The following is a 24,109-nucleotide window of genomic DNA, read 5'->3' on the forward strand; positions in this document are numbered from 1 at the left end:
GTCGTCGGCTACTTGGCGCCGGACAGCTGGGCGTCCATCGCCTGCAGCTGTGTGACGATGCCGTTGAACTGCGCCGCGAAGCTGTTGATGCTCGTCACCGCGTTCGTCGCGGAGGTGTTGAACGTCTGGTAGTTCTGCGCGAGTATCGGGCTCGACCTCTGCATCCACAGGCCGCCGTCGCTGGTCAACAGGGCGTTCACCGCGCCCTGCAGGGCGACGAGCTGCGGCACGATGTTCTCGACGGCGCCGTTGAGGCTGCCCGCCACCAGCTGAGCGGCTTCGTAGTTGACACTGATGTCGGCCACAGGGCCTCCTTCGAGGTTTCGACGCGCGGAATGGTTCGGGGAATGCGAGCGGGCTACGGCCCGGTCCACTGCAGGTTCGGGTCACCGTCCGCCGGGACGTCCGGGCTGTCCACATGCGCCGTCGTCGTCCAGGCGTTCGTGTTCGGGTCACCGGTGTAGATGTCCTTGCTGCCGTCCGGGTTGGTGACCGTCTTCGTGTAGCCGCCGAACTCGTTGCCGCCGATGACGGTGCTGGTCACGGCGCCGTCCGGGTTGACGTCGCGCTGGCTGTACGAGCCGTCGACGCTGGGCATGACTGTCGACGTCGACGTCTTGCCGTCCGTGACGCTGGTGACCGTGTAGGAGCCGTCCGCGTTGTTCTGCTTGTGCAGCGTCATGGTCTCGCCGCCGGCGTAGGTGACCGTGGCGCTGTACTCGGGGGGCGCCTTGCCGTCGCCGTAGTCATAGGTGACCGTCTTGGTGTAGCTCTGGCCGTCGGAGGTGGTGACGGTCGTCGTCTGCGTCAGGACCCGGCCATGGTCGTCGTAGGTCACCTGGGTGCCCGGCGCGGGCGTTCCCGACGGATTGTCGCCCGGCTTCGGCGGCGGCGGCTGGTCGGCAGGCCAGGTCCCGTCGGCCTTGCGCTTCAGGTAGTCGTCGTAGGCCGCCTTCTGCGACTGCCAGTCGCCGCCGGCCATCTGCGCCAGGGTGTCCAGCCCGCTCGACTTCAGGTCCGCGTCGACGTTGAAGTACGCGTCGGCGATGCCGCCGAACAGGTTGGACAGCTGGTCCAGCGCGTCGAGCGCGTCACTGAACGGCCCCTGCGTGGCCCGGTAGAAGGCGACGAGGGCGCCGTACAGGGACGAGTTGCCGACGTGCCCGGTGCTCACCGGGCCGGCCTCGCTCGCGACCGTCATGCCGCCCGACATGTTCAGGTCGGCCTCGACGTTGGTGCGCAGCGTCTTCATGTTGCCGGCGAGCCGGTGCAGCAACGAGTAGTCGATGACGAGGTCGGGCGCGCCCCCGCCCCCGCCGCCGTCCGCCGCGTTGCTCACGGCGCACCGCCCGTCAGCGCGGCCCGCGGCCGGCGCCACGGCCGGTCGGGGGCTGGCACATCCCGCAGCCGCATCTGGCCGTCCCTCCTCACACAGTGCCTGGCCCGCGCTGGTTGCCGTTCGGTACAACGCGGGCGATAGCGCCGAGGTTCATCAAAATTCCATGAACCTCGGCAGAACAGGCCATGTTGGCCGTCAAGTGTGGAGGTCCACGGGGAGGAAGTGGCGTCGCGAACCGGAGCCCACCCGAGCACCAGGGCGGGACCTGGCTGCTCTGGTCGCGAGCAGCCTCGGTCCGATGTGGTGGGGAGGCGCGGGTGGGTGGTCGGCCGGTTGACTGGTCGCGGCTCCACCTGGAGGGGGATCCGACGCCGGGTGATCCGGATGCGCTGGTGGGTGTCGCGGATTTCATGTGGAAGATGCGTCGGCAGGCGACCACCGTCCATGAGCAGTTGACGGGCGTCGTCGCCAGCACTGGCGACGGGGTGTTCGTCGGTAAGACGGCGGACTATCTGCGGGACACGGTGAACGGTGCGATTCGTAACTTCATCGCGGGTGTTCACAGTGCGTTTGACCAGGCGGAGCCGGCTGTTCGTGGCTATATAAGGGCGATGCGTGACGCGCAGGGCCGTGCGGATGCGGCGCATGCCCAGGCGGAGGGGCTCGCGCCGGATGATCCGGCCCTGGCGGGGTTGCAGACGGACGCGATCAACGCGCAGGCGGATCTGGGTAGGGCCGCGTCGGCGGCGGCGCAGACGATCCGGACCGCGGCGAGGGCGATCGTGTCGCCGAAGACGGGCTGCGAGCAGTTCTGGGACGCGTTCAACGAGGTCGCGATCGTGGTCACGTTGGTCGCGATCGTCGTCGGCGGCCCGCTCGGCCTGCTCGCGTTCGCGCTCAACGCGGTGCTCGCCGTCAAGGCCGTCGTCGACTACGCCACCGGCAAGACGGATGGTTGGGGATTGCTGTTCGGCCTGTTGATGGCGGTGGCACCGACGACGAGGCCGCTGATGGCGCTGAAGACGTGGAAGGCGCTGGGTGCGGGGGCGCTGGACCTGTTGAAGGGTGCGGGCAAGGTAGCCATCACTGCCTGGGACTTCTCCCGCGTGATGACGCTGTCCCTCGTGATGGGCAGGACATGGGACGTCGTCGCCGTACTCGGCAAGGCGGCCGACGCCTCCCGGGTGCTCGCGCTGCGCGGCTTCGTCACCCTCGTCCAGTTGCCGAAGGCGCTGATGGGACTGCGTCCGTTCGAGCGGCTGGCGGGCCTGCACCCGTGGCAGAGCCTGAAGTCGGGTTTCGCCAACCAGTTCCTCCAGGGAAAATGGTTGCGGATCTTCACGCCGCTGGAGGCCGACGAGATCGGTGTCTATGGCCTGCGGGGCGCGTTCAAGCTGTCGGTTCTGGGCCGCGGACTGCGCATACCGGAGTATTTGAACCCGGCCCACTACGTCGCCGACGGCATCGCGGGTGGGGCCCACGCCCTCGGCGGCCTCGGCGGCCACCCGCCGTCCGGCGTCTACTCGCCGTCCACTGGCCCGTTGCCGTTCGGTGGGCACCCGCTCTTCGGCGGGCATGGTCCGGTCGGCCTGTCGGGAGCCGGCGGGATGGATCATGCGCGGTTCGCGCCTGGCAGCCACGCGTTCGGTTCCACCAGCCCGTTTGGTTCCGCCGGCCTGTTCGGCTCCACGAGCCCGCTTGGCTCCGCCGGCCTGTTCGGCGGGCCCGGCCACACGCTCGGCTTCGAGCCGGGCCTGTCGGGGCTGCTCGAACCCGCCGGCGCGTCCGCCGGCTTCTCGACCAGCGCGTCCGGACTCCTCGTGCCGCACGTCGGCGCGGCGGGTGGGTTCATGGGCCTGGTGGATCACACCGGGGTCCCGATGCTCGCCGGTGCCGGCGGGTTCGCCGCGGCTGGAGCGCTGCCTGCCCACGCGGGCGCGCTGTCGGCGTTCGCGCCGGCGCACATGGCCCGGGCGACCGGGATGGTCGACCTGCTCGGGTCCACCCGGATGGCGGGGCACCTGGGCGAGAGCCTGGCGGGTTTCCGGCCGGTCGAGCAGCGGGCCATCCTGACGGGCGACGCACCCGTCACCGTGACCCGCGGCGGGGGTGACCGCATCGCGTTCACCTTCACCGACGCCGAACCGGCGACCGCCGGGGCGCACATCGCCGACGCGCACACCGTCGGCGCCGACCCACGGCTGTCGGCATCTGGCTCGACCCCTCACGCCGAGCAGCCCCTTCGGTCGTCCCCGGTCGACGCGGTCGACACGGCGGCGTCCCGGCCAGCGGCCGCTACCGGCACGGGCCCGCGAGGTTCCGCGGTGAGCCGGGAGATCACCATGGACGGCGCCGAGGTGCGGATCGGCCCGGCCAGCGCCCGCGATGTCCACGGCCTGCCCGGCGCGGAAGGCAGGGCTGTCCCCGCTGGCAGGCTGGACAGGGCTCATGGCGATCCAGCCGCGGCCCGGACGGCGTCCGCCCAGGCACCGGGTACGCCACAGGCCGGGCGTGAGCTCGCCGGGCGTGGGCTGGCCGAGCCGGCGGCACACGCGCCGGGTGGCTCGCTCGACGAGGCCGGGTCGGCCGGCGCGTCGCACCGGGTGGACTCGGCCAGCGCTGGTCAAGGCGAGGCCGGTCTCGACGCCGCCGTGCGCCGCCCGGAGACCGCCGGCGTCGCCGCCCGGCCCCGCGGCGCCGAGACGGGCGCCGCGTCGGGCGCGGGTGCGTCCGACCCCGCCCGCGTCCCCGTCCGCCCCGAGTTCCGGGCGCCGGAGGCCGCCGCGGCGCACCAGCGGGCCGCCGCGCAGGTCACCCAGGCACACACCGCCTTCGACACGGCGCTGGTCACCGGTGCGCACGACCCGGACGCGCTCCTCGACGCGCTGGTCGGCAGGCGCGCGGCCGAGGCGCACCTGGCCCAGGCCGAGTCCGACCTGGCGGCGCTCGGCCATGGCGCCGGCACGGGTACGGGCACGGGCGACGACGTGGCGCGCTCCCTTACAACCGGTGACCCGTCGCCGGCCCATGCGGCCGTGCACGCCGACCCGCCGCCGGCCCGAGCCGCCGCGCACTCCGGGGATGACGGCGCCGGTCTACGGCAGCAGCCGCTGCAACAGCAGCAGGCGGCCGTTGACGGGGCACCGCCGCCCGGCGGCGGCGAGTCGATCCCGCGCGGCCACGCCGACCTAGGCCTGCCGCCGGATGACTTCGCCATCGTGCGCGACCACGACGGGTACCGCGTCACCGACATCTCCGGCGGCCCGCACGACGGCGACTACCGGGTACACGGCCCGGACGGCGGCCTCGCCCGTGAACGGGTGAGCTGGCTCGACCGCCGGGGCAGGCCCGACGGCACCTGGTTCGACATCGACCACCAGGCCGGGCGCTGGACCCGCCTCGACGCGCACGGCGACCAGCTCGCCGGCGAGGGCGGCCGGGCGGCGTACGGCTCCCAGGGCTTCGTGGACCGCGGCCGCCAGGGCGAGCTCATCCTGCGAGGCGACGGGGACGCCGACCGGACGGTCTTCTACGTCCGCGCCTCGCTTCCCGACCGCTGGGAGGGGGAGGTGGCGCACAGCCGCTGGCTGGAGCTGTTCGGCGAGCGCGGAGGCCGTCTCGGCGACGTCAGCGGGCGGCAGCACTGGCTCGAGTGGGAACGAGCGGGGGACCTGCAGCGCATCGCTCCCGAGCGGCTCCCGGGCGCCGAGCGGCGGCTCGACGAGCTGCTGCGCACCGGCGATTTGCAACAGATCCGCGAGTCGATGCGCCCCGAGGATCTCGTGCGCCCCGGCGGGTTGGCGCGCCCCGGCGAGCTGTACTACGGCGAGCTGGGCGGCCGCCTGGTCGACCGCGGCATGCGCGTGGACGGCAACATCGACGGCATGTGGTCGGACGTCGACGGCCTCGGCCGGAAGGTCCGCACCTACGCGGAGACGCACGACGGCGGCATCGTCCGCGCGGACAGCGGCCTGCGCGACCACTGGTACACGCACAGGCACTGGTTCTGGACCCGCTACCAGGACGGCATCGAGGTCATGGACGGGCGGCGCTACTGGAGCCGCGGCGGCTGGGCCGACCGGCACGCCGACTCGGAGGCCTTCGCCCAGCGGTACTTCGGCTGGGCGAACCGGCCCAGGAACGCGTTCCACTATCTCGAGCGCGACCTGACCATCGACCATTCGGTCTACAGCCTGGCCCGCGACCACCGCGTCGGCGACGCCTACACCCAGTACTCGGCGCGGGGCTCGATGACCGAGCGCCTCGAGCACGTGGCCGGGGGCAACGAGCTGGAGATCCGGCACGCCGCCGACTGGCGTCCGCCCAGCCGCCACGGGACGACTCCGGAGCAGCTGGAGAGGCAGGCAGGGCGGTTCGTCGCCCGGGCCACCGGCGGGATCCGGCACGAGGCGGTGGACTTCCCGAGCGCGGCCTGGCTGCGCGGTGACGGCCGACTCCAGGTGTTCCGCTGGACGGAGCGACCCGCCGGCGGCGAGCCCCTCGCCAGCGGCGCCCGGGTCGTCGGGCCCGACGGGTCGTTCTCCGACTTCGCCGGTGGTCATCTCGTGCGCGGAACCTTCCGGCTGGACGACGGCCACGTCCTGGAGGTAGGCCGCGAAGTCGACGGCCGGTGGGCGTCGGTCCTCGACGGCCGGCCCGGCGACGGGGGACGCGCCCCGCTGCGCTGGCGTGAGCTCGACGGCCCGACGGAGGTGGCGACGGGCGAGCGGCACTTCGCCGCCGACGGCCGCCACTGGGTCGACACGGCGACCGAGCCCGGGCCCGGCGGCGGCGAACGCACGGTGGTCGTCCGCCACACCGCGAACGACAACGGCGACGTCGTCACCTATGCCCCCGGGGACCGGCCCCGGTATGAGCCGCCCGCCACCGGGACCCACCACACCGGGCCGCACCCCCAGGACGCCCACGCGGTCTCCGTCACCCGTGACCCGATGGGCCGGGTCGTCGCCCGCACCGACCACTGGGCGGTGGACGACGGGCTGTCGATGGTCAGGGGCCACGGCGAGCCTCGCGGGGGCGACTGGGTGTGGGAGGCCGACGGCGCGACCGGTCCGCGGGTCAGCGGACGCGGCGAGCGGTGGACGGGCAGCTGGGACGAGTCCTACCGCGACTACGTCGCCGGCGCCGACGGCGAGCTCCACCTGGTCCGCGACCTGCGCTCACTCGAGAACGGGTCCACGCTGCGGGCCTACCGCGACGCGGAGGGCACCTGGCGCTCCGGGCGGTTCGGCGCCGACGGAGTCGCGGAGCCCGGAGAGCTGGCCACCCGCCAGTGGAAGCGGCCCGGTGACGGCCATGCGCCCGGCGACCACTGGGCGCCGGACGCGCCGCCGGGCCGGGCGGCGGCCGACTGGCGCGACGTCGCGGCGACCGAGGACGGTCTGGTGGTCGTCCGCGAGTCCACCGACGGCCGGATCCTGGAGTACAGCTGGCTCGAGCGGGAGAAACTCGACGACCTGCTCGACCCAGGGGCCGAGCGTGTCGTGGAGCGCGGCCTGCCTCGGCCGGTGGACGCGCCGCCCGGGTGGGGCGAGTGGCGCGAGCACGACCTGGGCACGGTGCTGCGCGAGCGGCGGGAGACCGAGCCCGGGATCTTCCGGGAGACGGAGCACGGGCACGGCCAGTGGCGGGAGACCGACCCCGACGGGAGGCTGTTGCGCTACCGGTCGATGAGCGGGCGGATCTGGGACCGTGACCCGTTTGGGCGGTCGCGGATCGTCGGCCGCGAGCCCGGCCCGTCCGGCCCGTCCGGCCCGTCTGGCCCGTCTGGCCCCTCCGGGCCGTCCGGGCCGTCCGGCGGGTTCCCGGGCCGAGGCCCGTCCCCGCGGGGCATGAGCCGCGGCCAGCTGCTCGCGACGGACGGGCTCATAGGTGACTTCGTCCCAGCCTCGACGCGCGTCGAGCGGATGCAGGCGGCCCGTGACTGGGCACACGAGTTCTTCCCGCGCCTGGAGGCGCTGGGCGGCGACGCCGGCGCGGTGCAGCTCGACGCCCTTTTCGATCTGCGCGACGGCCTGTTCGACCTGCGCGACGCGCTGCTGCGCCGGCGTGCGGCGGCGCTGGGCCAGCCGCGGGCCCCGCACCTCGACCCGGCCGCGCGCCCCGAACCCCTCCGCCACCTCGCGCCGGAGCCCGCGACCCATGGCTCGGTGCCGGGGGAGGCGCATGGCCCCGCGCCGGCCGGCGGGCACGGTTCGGTGTCGGTACAGGAGCACAGCCGGCCCTCGCCCAGGGGTCATGGCTCGACGTCCACCCATGCTTCGGCGTCGGGCACGGGGCACCCGCCGATCTCGACGCCGGCGCACCCCTCGGCGCCAGGCGGGGCGCACGGCTCGGCGTCAGGCGGGGCGCACGGCTCGGGGGTGGCCGGCGCCGGCCAGGCACCCCGTGGCCCTCAGCGCGAGTTCGGCGACGGGCACATCCGTGAGCACCCGGACCCGGGCGGCGGCGCGCCGACGCCCCGTTACCACGACGGCAACGGCCGGCCGATCGGCGGCGTCGACGTCACGCGGGCCGGTGACCGGTACCGCGTGATCGACACGACCGACGGCCCTCACCGCGGCGACGTCCGGGTCTACGACCGTGGCGGCAAGCCGCTGTCCGAGCGGGTGAGCTGGCTCGACCGCCGCGGCCGCCCGGACGGCACCCGGTTCGAGATCGACCACGCCGCCGGGACCTGGCGTCGGGTCGACCGGCACGGCGTTCAACTGTCCGGGCCGAGCGGCAAGGTCGCCTACGGCGCGCAGGGTGTGATCGCGCGCGGCCGGGCCGGGGAGCTCGTCCTCGCCGGAGCGGATGGGACGACGTTCTACATCCGTGCGACGCTGCCCGCCGAGGGGCGGCTCGGTGACCGGTACCTCGAGCTGTTCGCCGAACGCGGCGGCCACGTCGGCGACGTGGCCGGACGGCTGCACTGGCTTCAGTGGGACCGGCTCGGTGACGGCCTGCTCGGCGACCTGGCCGGCCGGGGCCTGCGCCGGTTCGACGAGATCGACGGCATGTGGTGGGACCTCGGCGCGTTCGGCCGCAAAGAGCGCGAATACCTGCACATGTCCGACGGCGGCATCGTGCGCGCCGACCGGCACCCTGACGGGGGCTGGCGCTGGCGCCGCTACGACAGCACCGGCAACGAGGTGCTCGCGGGACGGCGGGTCCGGCACTGGCACGGGCGACTGGGCGACTGGGTCGACTACACGGACGGGACCGACCAGGTCGCGCAGCGGTACCGCTACTTCATGCACCGGACCCGCGACGCCTTCCACTACGTCGAGCATCACCTGGACGACTCCGGCCAGCTGCGCGACACGTTCACCCAGTTCTCCCCGCAGAGCAAGGAGACCGCCTCCCTCGAACGGCTGGCGGGCGGCAACGGCCTTCATCTCACCCGCTTCACCGAGCAGCGCCCGCCGCACCAGCTGTGGAAGACGCCGGAGAGCCTCGGCGGGCCGGGCGGCAGGACCGTCTCGCGGCTCGCCCGGTTCGGCCACTACGGCACGGTCGACTTCCCGAACACCGGCTTCCTGCGTGGGGACAGCCGTTTCCAGGTGTATCGCTGGACGGAGCGGCTGCCGGACGGCGAACACCTCGTCGTCGACGAGCGCGCCGCCACCGGCGTGCGCACCGTCCGGCCGGACGGGTCGTTCTCGGACTACACCGTCGACGGCTACCTGGTCCGCGGCACCCTCAAGCTGGACAACGGCCACACGGTGGAGATCGGCCGCCGTGCCGACGGCACCTGGGAGTCCGTCTCCGGCGGCGTCCCCGGCGAGGGCGGCCGCACGCTGAGCTGGCGCCAGCTCGACGGGAAGCGGAACGTCGTGGCGACCGGCGAGCGGCACTTCGCCGAGAAGGGCCATCACTGGGTCGACACGATGACCGAGCGCGCCCCGGGCGGCGACCGCACGGTCGTCGTCCGCCACACCGTTGCCGACAACGGTGACGTCGTCACCTACGCCCCCGGCGGCCGGCCCGTCCACGATCCGTCGCGTCTCGTGGACGGGCGGCCCCTCCCGCGCGACCCCGACGCGGTCTCGGTCACCCACGACACGATGGGCCAGGTCGTGGCCCGGTCCGACGCCTGGCCGAGCGGCGGCGGCCAGGCCGTCGTCGCCGGGCACGGCGACCCGCGCAAGGCCGACTGGGCCTGGGAGCACGCCGACGGGACGGCGGGGCTACGGGTGAGTGGCCGGGCCGAGCGCTGGACCGGCGCGTGGGACGACTCCTACCGCGACTTCGTCCGTGGTACCGACGGCGAGCTTCACCTGGTGCGCGACCTGCGCTCGCTCGAGGCGGGCACGACGCTGCGGGCGCAGCGCGACGCCGCCGGCGGCTGGCACTCGGCGCGCTACGACGCCGACGGGGTCGAGGACGTCACCTCCGTCGGCACCCGTGAGTTCCGCGCGCGGGGCGCCTCCTCGGACCCGTCCGGCCGCTGGGTCACCGAGGCGCCGGCGGGCCGCGCCGCGGCGGACTGGCGCGACGTCGACGCGAACGGCCACGTGCTGCGGGAGTCGGCCGGGGGCCGCGTCCGCGAGTACCGCACGCCCCGACCGCCCGACCTGCCGTCCGGCTGGGGCCAGTGGCGCGAGTTCGACCTCGGCGGGGTGTTCCGCCAGCGGCTCGAGGTCGCGAACCGGCCGGGGATCTTCCGGGAGACCGAGAACTTCCACCAGCAGTGGCGGGAGACCGACGTCGACGGGAAGCTGCTGCGTCACCGCACGCTGAGCGGGCGGATCTACGAGCGTGACGCCCTCGGCCGGCGCACGATCACCGGCGGCGAGCGGACGGAGATCGTCGGCCGCGAGATCGACTTCCGCGGCGCGACCAACGAGTTCCGCGGCGTAAACCGCTACCTGCGGGAGGCCAACCGCCGCCAGTTCCTCGCGACGGACGGGCTCGCCGGCGAGTTCATCTCGGTCCCGCGGCGGGTCTGGACGAAGCTGTCGCTCGACTGGGCGCAGGAGTTCACCATCGACCTCGCGGCCCGCACCCTCTCCCAGGAGATCTACTTCCAGGCCACCGAGCACCGGAACCTGACCATGGAGGAGTTCCTGCGCGGCGGCGTGCTGGGCGCGTTCATCAACAGCGTGCTCAAGGGCGGGGTGTCAGCGCTGCACGAGCCCGGCCCGCTCAAGGGATACCGCGATGGCCTCGCCAACGTCGACGGCGGCAAGCACTACACCCGCAACCCGTACAACCAGGACAAGAACTGGTCGAACGAGTGGGCGGGCAACGAGAACCCGCCACGCTGGCGCACCATCACCTACGACTACACGACGTCCACACTGCTCGCGAGCCCGGCCATCTCGTTCCTGGCCAACACCGGCGTCGCGTTGGTGACGTCGGACGGCGACTTCGGTCAGTCCCTGCGGGAGGGCGGGGCCTACGCCCTGAGCTCGCTCGCGGTCGGCGGCTCGATCGGCTTCGTGCGGACCGGCACCCACGCGTACTTCTCCGGCCGGTTCTTCCACCGCGGTGGCCTGGCCGACATCGGCTTCATCTGGGGGGAGCGCACCGTCGAGCGCCTCGCCGGCCGGTACCTCTACGACCAGTACTTCGCCCCACCCGCCCCGCCCGCCCCGCCCGCGCCGACCCCGACCCCGACCCCGACGTCGAGCCCAGCCGCGACGCCCACGGTGAGCCCAGCCCCGCCGTCGTCCTCGACGCCCTTGCCGACCCCCACGTCCAGCGCCACCCCTGGGTTCGGCGCCTCCTCGACAGCACCGTCCTCGCCCGGCGCGACCCCGACGTCGAGCCCCACGTCGGCGCCCCCCGGCCGGCCGCGGCCGGTGATCCGGCCCATCGTGGCCGACTCCGGGGACGGGGACCCGCACGTGGAGGCCGCGCTCGCACTACTGGGATGACCAGGGCGGTACGCACCCTGCTCGCCTGAGCGCCGGTCTGCTCTGGCACGGCCGGGATGTGGCGTCGGCCCGCGCGTCCTGTCACTCGTCCGACGCGCTCACGTCACCAAAGTGAAACCCGGGCACCAAGGTGAACCCAAGCTGGCCGGCGAATGAACCTTGGTCTGCTTCGCCACGTTGACCCCAGCGGAACGTCCGGCGACCTCGCGATGAACGCGAGTGGACCGGGCGGCGGTGCGGTGGGGAGGCGTGGGTGGGTGGTCGGCCGACCAACTGGTCGCGGCTCCACTTGGAGGGGGATCCGACGCCGGGTGATCCGGATGCGCTGGTGGGTGTCGCGGATTTCATGGGGAAGATGCGTTGGCAGGCGTCGAGGGTTCATGACGAGTTGACCGGGGTGGTCCGCAGTACCGGCGACGGGGCGTTCGTCGGCAAGACCGCGGACTATCTGCGGGACACGGTGAACGGCGCGATCCGCAATTTTATTGCTGGTGTTCACAGTGCGTTCGACCAGGCAGAGCCGGCTGTTCGCGGCTATATCCGGGCGATGCGTGACGCGCAGGGCCGTGCGGATGCGGCGCATGCGCAGGCGGAGGGGCTGGCGCCGGATGATCCGGCGCTGGCGGGGTTGCGTACGGACGCCATCAACGCGCAGGCGGATCTGGGTAAGGCCGCGTCCGTGGCGACGAGCGCGATCCGCGAGGCGGCGAGGGCGATTGTTTCGCCGAAGACGGGGTGTCAGCAGTTCTGGGACGCGTTCAACGAGGTCGCGATCGTGATCACGTTGGTCGCGCTCGTCGTCGGCGGCCCGCTTGGGTTGTTGGCCTTCGCGCTGAACGTGGTGCTCGCGGCGAAGGCGGTCGTCGACTACGCCAACGGTGACACGAATGGCTGGGGGTTGTTGTTCGGCCTGTTGATGGCGGTGGCGCCGACGACGAAGCCGTTGATGGCGCTGAAGACCTGGAAGGCCCTCGGTTCGGGGGCGCTGGACCTGCTGAAGGGCGCGGGGAAGGTCGCGATCAGTGCGTGGGACTTCTCCCGGGCGCTGACGCTGCCGTTCCTGGTCGCCAAGTCGTACGACGTCGTCGCGATCCTCGGGAAGGCCGCCGACGCCGCCCGCGTGCTCGCCCTGCGCGGCTTCGTCACCCTCGTCGAGCTGCCGAAGACGCTCGGAGCGCTGCACCCCTGGCAGGCGCTGACCGCGCTGCACCCCTGGCAGGGCCTGAAGGCCGGCGCCGCCAGACAGCTCGCCCAGCTCAAGGCGCTGCACCCCTGGCAGAGCACGAAAGCCGGCTTCGCCAACCAGTTCCACGACCTGAAGTGGCTACGGATCTTCACACCCCTCGAAGCCAACGAGATCGGGGCTCTCGGGGTCTGGGGCGCTCACGACCTCGCCATCCTGGGCCGCGGCTTCCAGATCCCGAAGTACCTGGGCCTGGCCGACTATCTCCCCGGCGCCGCCGCGGCCGCCACCCACACCGGCGCGCACCTCGGCGACGCGCTGCTCGGCATCCACTCCCCGGCCGGCCCGTACCCGGGCGCGGGGATGGAGCACGCGCTTTCGGCGGCCGGCGGGCACGCGACGGGATCCGGGCTCGGATTCGGATCTGGCCACAACCCGCTCCTCGGCTCGGGCGCGGCGACGCTGCTCGAACCGGCCGGAGCGTCCGCATCGCTCGCCACGGGTGCGTCCGGTCTGATCCTCCCGCACGGCGCCGCGGCCGCGGCGGGCCAGCTCGCGAGCCCGATGAGCCATGCCGGCGCGCGGGCGTTCGCCGACACCGGCGCGCTCGCGGCCACGGCGCACCTGGCACCCACGCACGCGGTGGACCTGCTCGGGCAGGCGCACGCCGCGAGGCGCCTCGGGGAGGCGCTCGCGGATTTCAGACCGGTGGAGCACAAGCTCATCACCAACGCGGAACACGTCACCGCCCTGCGCACCGGCGGCGACACCTTCGCGATCGACTTCTCCCGCGTCGAGACCGCCGCGCCCGTCACCCGGGCCACCGGCGCCGACACGGCCGTGTCGGCGCCCGGCGCGCGGGCAGCGCTCGATGCACCCCGCACGGCCCCGCTCGACGCGGCGCCCAGACTGCCGGCCGAGGCTCGCCCCGGCTCGTCAGCGCCGGCCGCCGCGACGGGCCGGGACCTGGTGTTCGACGGCGCGGAGGTACGGATCGGCTCCGGCGCCACCCACGATCTGGGGGGCCTGCCCGACGACGCCAGCCGAACGGCCACCACGCCAGATCGAGCTCGTGAGGTTCTCGGCGCGGGCAACGAGACGCCGGCCGGAGCGCGGGGCACGCCGTCGCCGGCCGACGGGGCGCTCGCCGAGCCGGCTCCGCACACGCCGGACACCTCCGAACTGCTCGCCGAGACGGGGCCGGCCGGCACCCGGCACCTGGTTGACTCCGCCAGCGCCGGCCACGGTGGGGCCGGTCTGGACGAGGCCGCGCGCCGCCCGGAGTCCGCCGGCGTCGCCGCCCAGCGCCACGGCGCTCGGCCAGCCGCCACGGCGTCGACCGACGGCGTCGGCGTACCGGTCCGGCCCGAGTTCCGGCCGCCGGCCGGGGCCGGCACGCCGGAGCGGTCGCTGGTGGGCGCGGGCACGTCGGCTTCCGACGGTCGGGCGGGTTGGCATCAGCAGCCGCATCAGCAGCACTGGGCGCGGGAGGACACGGGGGCCGGCGGGCGGGGTGAGCCGCTGGACGCGGCGACGGCTCACCAGCGCGCCACCGAGGAGGTGTCACAGGCGCACGCCGCCTTCGACTCCGCGTTGCTCGCCGGGGCGCACGACCCGGACGCGATGATCACGGCGCTGGTCGACCGGCACGCGGCCGAGGCACGCCTGGCTCACGCCCGAGCCGAGCTGACGACGCCGAGCCCCACCATGGGTGACGAAACGGCACGGGCCCTGACCACCGCGGACGGGCCGCCCGCGCGCGCCGCCGAGGACGCGCCGGCCGCGCGCACCGACCCGCCCCCGGGAACGACGCAGGGCCCGGCTGGGTCACCCGGCGGCGTCGAGCACACCGCCGTCACGCCACCACCGGCGGGCGAACGGCCCCAGGCGGGCTCGGGTGGCGGCGGAGAGAAGCCGCCCGGCCAGCCACCGCGTCCGGTGCCCTCCTCGGCGCCGGATCCCTTCGACGGTGTGCCCGGTGGTGGCGGTTCGGCCCAGCCACGCCGGCTGGCGGCATCAGTCGGCAGTGACCCGGCGTTCGACGTGTTCCTGCACGCCGATGGCACCGCCCGGGTCGCCGGCCACCCCCGCCCCTGGGCGGTCACGCACGACGCCGACGGATCGGTGACTCTCACCGTGGGCCGCAACCGGATGAAGCTCGACGCGGACGGCAGGATCCTGCACGCGAACCTGCGTCACACCCTCGAGAACGGGGACGCCCTCGGCCGCACCCGGATCAGGGCCGACGGGACGACCACCTGGTTCGAGGCGAACGGCAAGGCCGTCAGCAGCGATCTGCGCTTCACCCCCCACGGCGACGGCGGGTTCCACCTTCACCGGCCCGACGGCACGCATCTGTCCTTCGACGCCGGCGGGACGCTCACCGACGCCCGGATCACCCATGCCGCCGCGGACGGGACGCCGCTTGGGCATGTCGAGGTCGCGGCCGACGGTTCCGCGGTCTGGCACCACGCCGACGGCCAGGTCACCGGCGACCTGCGGCTCACCACCGGCCCGCGCGGTGGCTACCAGCTCGTCTCCGCCGACGGCAGCCACGCGCCGATCGCCCTGACCACCTTCAGCCACAGCCTGCCCGTCCCGCGCATGAGCCCGCAGGGGCACTGGACCAACGGCGCCTACACCGTCAGCCCGGCGAAGATGGCGCCGCACCTCGCCAACGCCCCGGGCCCGGAGCTCAAGAGCCTCTTCCTGCGCCACGTCGACGCCGAGAAGGTCACGCTCGACGCCGCGGCCTACGCGGACGCCGCAGGCCTGTGGGTCCGTAACAAGGCCCGGGTCCTCATCGAGGGCGGACCCGTTGGCGTCCGCGGCAACACCGGCGAGCTCACCCACTGGGTCCAGGTCACCCGTCACGGGCGGATGGTCCACGCCTGGCCCTCCAGGCCGCCGCGCGCGCTCGCGGCCTCGCCGGTGGCCTGGGGTGGCACGGAAGCGCGGTTCCTGGCGGATGGGCGTCACCTGACGGTCACCGCCACAGCCGACGGCAGGCTCGGGCGGATCATCGATCCGGGAGCCCGTGACGTCTATCGGGGTGCGTTCGAGGAGATCGAGGGCGATGGCGTCCGCGTCACGGCGCTGACCACGGACGATCTCGCCGCCGTGACCGGTTTCGAGGACGTCGTGCTGTTGGACGGGTCGGGCGCCCGCATCGCGGACTTCCGGGAGTTCGATGGCGCTGGCCGGCTCACCGGCAGCGGGAAGTTCCTCCAGGACCCTGGCCACCACCTCTACGCCCACCTCACCGTCGACCATGCCGCCGGCACGGCGACCCTCCGCCACGCGGACGGCACCCTCGAGGAGGGCCTGGCCCACACCGCCGCCGAACGCGGCGGCACGATCACCCGCGCGGACGGCACCGAATACCGGTACGCCGCGGACGGCACGGTGGCTCACCCGCCGCCCGCGTCCACCAGCCCCAGCCACCCCGCGCCGACCGGCCCCGGCCACCCCGCGTCCGCCAGTGCCAGCCATCCCGCACCGGCCAGTGCCAGTCACCCCGCGCCCACGAGCCCCAGCCACCCCACGACCGGGGCGCACCCCGCCGCCCCCGCGCAACCCCCGGGCGGTGGCGCTGGCTGGCACCATCAGCCCCAGCAGCAGCACCTGGCGTCCGCCGGCGGCACGCCGCATACCGGCCACGGGCCTGGCGGCGCCGGGGGCGGCGCCCACACCGCCCCGCCAGGCTGGCATGCCCAGGCCCAGCCGGGCGGCGGCCGAGAGCTCACCAACGGCGACATGAGGATCGTCCTGCGCGCCGACGGCCAGCCGGCGAGGCTGGACAACATCCGGCTGGGACCGGCCCACGGGCAGGACAACGGCCTGATGATCCGCGCGGCGCGCAACGCGACGACGGGTGACCTCGACGTCGAGGTGCTCGCGCGCCTGCGGGGCGGGACCGGGCCCGCGAGGTTCGTCCAGGTCCGCGGGGCCGAGGCGGCATGGGACGGCACCCACGTCCGGGTCACGACCACCGCGGGCCGCCACGGGGGCGACTTCCGGCTGTACGACCTGGACGGGACGCTGAGCCGCGAGCGCGTGTCGGCGTTCGCCCGCGGCGGTGACCGGTCCGGGGCGACGTTCGAGATCGACCACGCCGGGCGGACCTGGGAACGGCGCGAACCGATCCCGGGAGACGCCAGTGGCGCGACCCGGATACCCGACTACGGCGGCAGGGGCGAGGTCGTGACCGGCCGGGCCGGCGAGCTGCGGCTGGTCGACCCGCTGGCGCGGCACAGGACGGCCGTCTACGTCCGCGAGCGGCTCTCGAACGGCAACCTGCTGGAGGTCTTCGGCAGAGCCAGGGGCCGCCACCACTGGATCGAGTGGCGGGACTCCGGGCGGAGCCTCGACCACTTCGAGGCCAGGCGCGGCTACCGCACGTACGACGAGATCCCGGACGGCATGTGGTGGGACCATGAGGCGGGCCTGCTCGGGCCGACCGGGCCGCGGGTGCGCGAGTACCTGAACCTGCCCGACGGCGGCCTGGTGCGCGCCGAGCAGGAGGTGTCCGGCCGGTGGGGCTGGCACCGCTTCGGCACCGACCACAGCCTCGTGGCGGAAGGTGAGCGGGTCCGGTACGGCCGTGGCTGGGTGGACCGGGCTACGACGGGCGAGGTCGCGCAGCGGTACTACCCTGCCGTGTTCGGGAAAGGCCATTTCCCCTTCGTCGGCCTGCACCGCCCACGCGACGCGTTCGACTACCTGGTCCACGAGCTGGACACCGCCGGCCGGCCGACCGAACGCTTCGCGCAGTTCTCCCCGCAGAGCGAGCTGACCCGCGCCAGCGAGGCGATGAGCGGCGGCCACGCGCTGGACCTGCAGCGGTACGCCGAGTTGCGCCCGCCGCGACAGGTCTGGACGGCCAGGCAGGACCTTGGCGCGGTCGGCCCGTCGGGCGAACCTGGCTGGTGGCGGGTTCGTCGGGATATCGGCGACGTCGACTTCCCCAGGCCGAGCGACCTCCGGCTCCGCCGGGGCGCCCCCGGCGATCCAGCGCCCGGCTGGGACATCGGTGACAGCCGCTTCCGGGCGTTCCGCTGGATCGAGCGCGACGCCCAGGGCAACCAGGTCGCCAGCGGAGTGCGGACGGTGCGGGACCGGACGAACGGCACCTTCTCCGACTTCACCCACGACGGCCACTTCGCGCGCGGGACCTGGAGGCTGGAGAACGGCAACGTCCTGGAGATCGGCCGCGCAGACGCGGGGGTGGTCGGCCAGGCCGGTGGCACGCGCTGGATGGCGCACCCCGACCCCGGCGTCTACGCCGGCCCGCGCGACCTGCACTGGCAGGAGCTGGGCGGCACGGCGCCCGGCGACACGGTGGTGGCGGCTGGGGTGCGCCATTTCGCGAGCGACGGGCCGCACTGGGTCGACACCGTCACCGAGAACGGCGCGCAGGTCGTCGTCCGCCAGACCGCGGGCGACGCGGGCGACGTCGTCACCTACCTGCCCGGGCACCGGCCGGTGTACGACCGAGGACTCGCCGAGGGCGCGTCGCACACCGCGGTCAACCTCGACAGCCCAGGCACCGTCTCGGTCACCCGGGACACGAACGGCGAGCTGGTCGGCCGGACCGACGCATGGCGGGTCCAGGACGCCGGCGGCAACCCGATCACGGTGACGGTCACCGGCCACGGCCACCCGAGCCGGGGGCACTGGGCCTGGAAGATCGACCAGGACGGCATCCAGCTGAGGGTCCGGGCGGGCGGGCAGGATGTCACCGTCGACGCGAAGGACTTCGCCGGGACGCGGATCAGCGCGCGCAACAGGCGCCCGACCGGCCCCTTCAACCTGCGGTACGCCGACCATTTCGACGAGTCCTTCCGGGACTACCTCAAGGTGACCGTCAGGAACGGCGGCAAGGACGAGGACCTCTGGGTCCTTGTCAGGGACAGCCGGGCGCTCGACCAGGGCACGACCCTGCGAACCTTCCACGACGGCACCGGCTGGCGCTCCCAGGTCTTCGACGGCAACGGCGCCCCGGTGCGCGACACCGGGGCGACACGGCTGTGGCGGCACGGGACCGACGCCGGTGGGAAGCCCATCTGGGAGGCCGAGCCGGTCGCGGGGACGGGCCGAATCCCGGCGCGCGCCCCCGTCTGGCACGACCTGAGCGCCGACGGCCAGCGGGTGCTGCGCGAGTCGAACGCGGGCAGGGTCCTCGAGTACACACCGGCCGGTGGGCACCCGGCCGCGGGTGGGCCAGCTGGCCATCCAGCCTCCGCGAGCCATCCAGCCCCCGTGAGCCATCCAGCCCCCGCGGGCCAGTCAGCCTCGGCGGCCACGCCGCCCCCGGTGGGCCGGCCGGTCGGCCAGAAGACGGGCTTCGGCACCTGGCGGGAGTTCGACCAGGGCCAGGTCATCCGGTCGCGGGTCGAGCTCGAGCCCGGCCGCTTCCGCGAGACGGAGACCTTCCACGGGCAGTGGCGGGAGACCGACGCGCAGGGCGGGCTGCTGCGGATCCGTACGCTGTCCGGCCGGGTCTGGGAACGTGACCCGCTGGGGCGCATACGCATGGTCGCCACCCCGCACGGCCGCTGGGACCTGGCCGGCCGCGAGATGGACTACCGCGGCGCGCTCAACGAGATCCGTGGCTGGAACCGGGTCAACCGGTACCTCAACATGCGGCAGTACCGGGCCGGGGACGGGCTGGTCGGCGAGTTCATCCCGCGGAGCCTGCTGGTCGCGCGCCGGGCGCTCCTGGACTACACGCAGGACGTCCTCCTGGACTTCCCGGCCCGGTTCGCCAGCCAGCTGATATTCAACGGGATGAGCGGCGAGCACAAGGACGACCCGTTCAGCTGGAAGTGGGTCGAGAAGACCGTGCTGAACTCACTGGTCGGCGGGGCGTTCCGGACCGGCGTGACGACGCTGCACCAGGTCGGCGGCGTCGGCCGGTGGCGCCTGGGCTTCGGCAACGTCGACAACGGCTTCCCCTACAACCGGCACATCCCCAGGGACGACTGGGAGACGGAGTTCGCCGGCAACGAGTACGCGCCGCGGTGGCGCGGCCTCGCCTATGACACCGGCGCCTACGGGGCCGTCTTCAACCCGCTTCTCTCGGCGGCGAGCAGCTGGACGGTGGGGGCCGCGTTCGGCGACGAGTGGCAGTGGGCCAGCCCTTGGGAGAGCGCCGTCAGCACATTCAGCACTGGCCTGCCGATCGGCTTCCTGCGCAACCTGGGCCACGGCTACGCCTCGGGGCGGTTCTTCCACGTCGGCGGCCTGGCCGAGGTCGGCTGGATCGCCGGGGAGCGGGTCGCCGACCGCACGCTGAGCCTGTTCCTCAAGCGCTGGTTCCTGGAGGACTCGAGCGGCCAGCAGCCAACCCAGCAGCCTTCCTCTGTGCCGTCGCCTTCCCCGTCGGTGTCCCCGTCACAGTCCGTGCCGCCAACGCCTCCCGGAACCTCGTCGCCGACCAGCCCGCCCGCGCCGGCGCCGACCGGGACGCCATCCACGGCTCCACCTCCCGGGAACACACAGCCACCCCCGGCACCCGGACCCACCTCGATCCCACCGCATCCGGTGCCGACGTCGACCTCGGTCCCAGCTCCGACGCTGGTTCCGACCTCAACGCTGATCCCGACCCTGACTCCGACCACGACGCTCAGCCCGACCGCGACCGCGACCGCGGGCCCGACGCCGACGCCGACGCCGACGTCCACCCAGAGCCCGACGGCGGCCCCGACTCCCACCCCCACGGCCACGCCATCACCGACGGAGCCCCCGAGCCCGACTCCGACCGCGACACCGGCGCCGGTCCCGAGCGGCGCGTCGGCGCCCGACGAGGCGCGGCTGGCGTCCTGGACGGCCGCGCCCGACGCCGAGAATCCGTACCTGGAGGCCGCGCTGGCCCTTCTCGGGTGACTCGCGCGGTGGACGCCGAACCGCGGCGCGGCGCCCCCCGGCGCCTGCCCGCGCCTCGGGCCGCGCGGCCCGCGCGCGTTCGCGACGATCTCAGTCGATCATCTCGAAGGTCGGCGAGATCTCGAAACGGTTGAAAATCATCCAGGCGACCTCGATCTGTTTCCCGAGACAAGGTTCGTCGGCCGGGAACAGCAGTCTGACGTCGATATCGCCCTCTTCCGCGACCCGGGAGACGGCGATCTCCAGGGTAATGCGGCCGACGAGCGGATAGGTGAACCACTCTTCGTCATCCGGCCCGGCCTCCAGGCCGGTCTCGACGGCGCCCCAATCCAGCTCGCCGAACCGATAGCCGACTATTTCTGACAGCGCGACCAGGAACCCTTTCAGATTCGCCAGCCTCAGCCACCCGTCGAGCTGCTCCACCACGTCACCAACCCGTCATTCGCCAGCGCTTCTCACCCGCCAGGAGTCGCCGTCGCCCACTCAGACGAGGGTGCTCCGGCTGGGCGGCACGCCCGTTCGACCCGACTATACGGCCGGCGGTTTGGCACGCCGTGCGCCGCCGTGCGGATTGCCGCCGCCCCGGCCCGCGCTTCCCACGCGGCGGGGACCACAATGAGGTTCAGGCGGTTATGGCCCGGCGCACGGCGAAGGGCCTGAACTCGCGGTCGGGCACCAGGTAGGCGGCACGCGGACGACGCGACGGCCGTGGATACGCGGAAGGACAGCGGACCACAAGATGCGAAGGCCACGACAGCAGGCGGCGCCGGCGGCGAGCGTGGCGCCAACGTTCCAGGCGCCGGCCGCTGGTTGGCCGGCGCCAGCCCCGTTCGGCCCGCCGCCCGGGCCCGGGCCGGGGCCGGGGCCTGTACCGGGGCCACTGTCCGCCGCGCTCGCGGCGGCCGCGCCCGGCCAGACCGTGACGCTCCCGCCTGGCCGCTACGCCGAGAACCTCCTGATCGACGGGGATGTCACGCTCGCCGCGGCGGCCGGTGGCGGCACCGTGTGGCTCGTGGGTGGCGGCCCGCTCGTCCTGCGCGGCTCGGCGGTGCTGTCCGGTCTGGTCATCGTGGGCATCGATCCGTCACTTCCCGCGGTCGTCATCGATGCGGGGGCGCCGACCCTGCGAGGGTGCGAGATCGTCAACGGCCGGGTGGAGATCGTCGGCGACGCCTCGCCGACGCTGCGCGACTGCCGGATCAGCGGTGCTCAGCTCGCCGGCGTGCACGCCGCCGGCACGGGCGGGCCCACGTTGGAAGGCTGCGTCGTCACCGACGTGGACGGCACCGGTGTCGTCGCCAGCGCCGGCGCGGCCGTCACCCTGCGAGGCTGCCGGATCTCCCGGACCACCGGCTCCGGCCTGCGCGCCCGCGGGCAGGCCACCGCGAGCGCCGACGGCTGCGAGATCACCAGGACCGGCCGCAGCGGCGTGCTCGTCGAGGACACGGCGACGGTCCGGCTGCGCGACTGCTCCCTGCGGGGCGCCGGTACCGAAGGCGTTCGGGTCCTCGGTTCGTCGCCGGCGTCTCCCGGCGTCCCCGGCCTGGGCACGGCGGCGGGTGCGAGCGCCGCGGCCTCCGCCCCCGGCGCGAGCCCCTCGGCGGGCGGGAGCGGCTCAGGAAACGCCGACGGCCGAGGGGACGCGAACAGCCCGGGAGACGCGGACGGCACCGCCGCGCGGCCGGGGCCCGAGGTCCTCGCCGACGACTGCGAGCTGGAGGCCGCCGGCACGGACGGCCTGCTCGTCGAGGGCGCCGCGACGGTGACGCTGTCCGGCTGCCGGCTGCGTTCGCCCGCCCGCGCCGGCATCGTCGTGGCCGGGGCGTCCGCCGTGACGCTGACCGGCTGTGTGCTGGAGCGCGTCGGCACCTCCGCCCTGGTCGCCAGGGGATCGGCGGTCATCACGGTCGACGGCGGCCGGGTGTTCCTGCCGGCGGCCAACGGGGTGTTCGTCGCCGACGCGGGCCAGGCCACGCTGCGGGGTCTGGCCATCGAGGAGGCCGGCTACAGCGCGGTCCATGCGGCCGGCGCCGCGTCGGTCACCCTCGTCGACGCGCACCTGCGGACCACTCCCGAGCACGGGGTCCACGCGGTCGGCCAGGCCGCCGTTCACGTCGAGGGTGGCCGGGTCAGCGGCGCGGCCATGTCCGCGTTGCACGCCGAGCAGGACGCGACGCTGACCGCGCACGGCTGCGAGCTGGCCGGGAACGGCATCGGGATCAGCGCGAACGCGACGGCGCCCGCCACCGTGACCGGCTGTGTCGTCACCGACAGCACCGACGTGGGCGTCCGGGTCGGCTCGGGTGCGAAGGCGACGCTCACCGGCTGCCGGATCGAACGCACCGGCGCCGCCGGCGTCGTGGTCGCCGAGCGCGGCGAGGCCCGGATCGCCGACTGCCAGATCGCGGACGCGACCGGCTCCGGCCTGGTCGTCTGGCGCGCGGCCATCCCGACCGTCAGCGGCCTGCGGGTCGCGCGCGCCGGCAAGAACGGTGTCTTCGTAGGCGACGGCGCGGCCGGCGCGTTCGACGGCGGCGAGATCACCGCGGCCGAGTTCCCCGCGCTGCACGTCGGCGCCCGGGCCACCCCCCGGTTCACCGGCCTGCACGTCCACGACACGGACACGGACCTGAGCCTCGCCGACGGCGGCGAGCCGACGTTCGAGCACTGCACGGTCACCCGGGTGCGGACCGTCAACATTCCCACGTCCGGCCGCGACGGCACGGCCCAGGGGGCCGACGGGACGGAACCGACGACGGCCGCGGCAGGTGGCCAGGGCGGCGCCGGGACCGACGGCGAGGCGGACGGCCTGCCGGACGCGCCCCCGGCCGAGTCGCTCGACGACCTGCTGGCGGAGCTCGCCGGCCTGGTCGGCCTGGACCGGGTCAAGCGGGACGTCGGCGCGCAGGTGAAGCTCATGCAGACGGTGCGCCGCCGGCAGGAGGCCGGGCTCGCCGCCCCGCCGCTGTCCCGCAACCTGATCTTCGCGGGCAACCCGGGTACCGGCAAGACGACCGTCGCCCGCCTCTACGGCCGGCTGCTGACCGCGCTCGGGATGCTGGAGCGCGGTCACCTCGTCGAGGCGGACCGGTCGGCGATGGTCGGCGAGTACATCGGCCACACGGCGCCGAAGACGACGGCCGTCTTCCGCCGCGCCCTCGGCGGGGTGCTGTTCATCGACGAGGCGTACGCGCTGGTCCCGCCAGGGGTGGGCAACGACTTCGGCCAGGAGGCGGTCGCCACGCTGGTGAAGCTGATGGAGGACCACCGCGACCGGGTCGTCGTCATCGTCGCCGGCTATCCCGGCGAGATGTCCGGGTTCATCGACTCGAACCCGGGTCTCGCGTCCCGGTTCACCCGCACGATCACCTTCGACGACTACGCCGACGAGGAGCTGACCGACATCGTGACGGCGCAGTGCGCCCAGCACGAGTACGAGCTCACCGAGCCGGCGCGCGCGGCGCTCGTCGGGTACTTTGCCGGGGTCCCACGGGTCCGCGGCTTCGGCAACGGACGGCTCGCCAGGCAGGTGTTCCAGCGGATGACCGAGATCCAGGCCCAGCGGGTCGCGGACCTGGCGGACCCGAGCACCGAGGACCTGCTGCGGCTCGTCCCCGAGGACGTCCCCGGGGGCTGACGGGGCTCGCCCGGCGCCGCACCCGGGCCCTCGTCCCGCGGCCACCGGCGGGTAAACATCCGGCGGTAGACCTTCAAATCCGTCTCAAATCGGTCCATGCCCGTTGGCGTGACCATAGCCTGACCTGGCGTCAGCTCGGCGGAGCGCCATGTGTCCCGGCTGCTGCTGGGCGACTCGGG

Annotated in this window: 6 protein-coding genes; 3 read left to right on the top strand and 3 right to left on the bottom strand. The window is 74.0% G+C overall.

Features of this window, described 5'->3' with window-relative positions; all coding sequences use genetic code 11:
• Positions 1-8 precede the first annotated feature (8 nt).
• A complete protein-coding gene (locus tag FRCN3DRAFT_RS0216165; RefSeq protein WP_007515930.1) occupies positions 9-305 on the bottom strand; it encodes a hypothetical protein in 297 nt (98 codons plus the stop codon).
• Between the two features lie 53 nt (positions 306-358).
• Positions 359-1,339 carry a hypothetical protein gene (locus FRCN3DRAFT_RS0216170; protein WP_007515931.1) on the bottom strand — a complete coding sequence of 327 codons (981 nt, stop codon included), beginning with the start codon at positions 1,337-1,339 and terminating at the stop codon, positions 359-361.
• 392 nt (positions 1,340-1,731) lie between these two features.
• Here FRCN3DRAFT_RS0216170 and FRCN3DRAFT_RS0216175 point away from each other — a divergent pair, with 392 nt between their 5' ends.
• Both FRCN3DRAFT_RS0216175 and FRCN3DRAFT_RS0216180 read left to right on the top strand, forming a co-directional pair.
• Positions 1,732-11,223 (top strand): hypothetical protein, encoded by a 9,492-nt coding sequence (locus tag FRCN3DRAFT_RS0216175; protein WP_157845219.1) that lies wholly within the window; start codon positions 1,732-1,734, stop codon positions 11,221-11,223.
• A gap of 328 nt (positions 11,224-11,551) precedes the next feature.
• Complete coding sequence (locus tag FRCN3DRAFT_RS0216180; protein WP_157845220.1) at positions 11,552-20,293, top strand: hypothetical protein; 8,742 nt, start codon at positions 11,552-11,554, stop codon at positions 20,291-20,293.
• Between the two features lie 90 nt (positions 20,294-20,383).
• Here FRCN3DRAFT_RS0216180 and FRCN3DRAFT_RS49540 read toward each other — a convergent pair whose 3' ends face one another.
• A complete protein-coding gene (locus tag FRCN3DRAFT_RS49540; RefSeq protein WP_051466274.1) occupies positions 20,384-20,716 on the bottom strand; it encodes a hypothetical protein in 333 nt (110 codons plus the stop codon).
• A 316-nt stretch (positions 20,717-21,032) separates the two neighbouring features.
• On the opposite strand from FRCN3DRAFT_RS49540, the gene FRCN3DRAFT_RS0216190 reads away from it, so the two are divergent.
• A complete protein-coding gene (locus FRCN3DRAFT_RS0216190) occupies positions 21,033-23,930 on the top strand; it encodes a right-handed parallel beta-helix repeat-containing protein (protein ID WP_007515935.1) in 2,898 nt (965 codons plus the stop codon).
• Positions 23,931-24,109 lie beyond the last annotated feature (179 nt).

The sequence above is a fragment of the Pseudofrankia saprophytica genome, assembly GCF_000235425.2.
In the GTDB taxonomy this organism is placed as follows: domain Bacteria; phylum Actinomycetota; class Actinomycetes; order Frankiales; family Frankiaceae; genus Pseudofrankia; species Pseudofrankia saprophytica.

Excerpts from the sequence above, each read along its gene's own strand:
- FRCN3DRAFT_RS0216190 (WP_007515935.1), top strand. The coding sequence starts at position 21,033 with ATGCGAAGGCCACGACAGCAGGCGGCGCCGGCGGCGAGCGTGGCGCCA.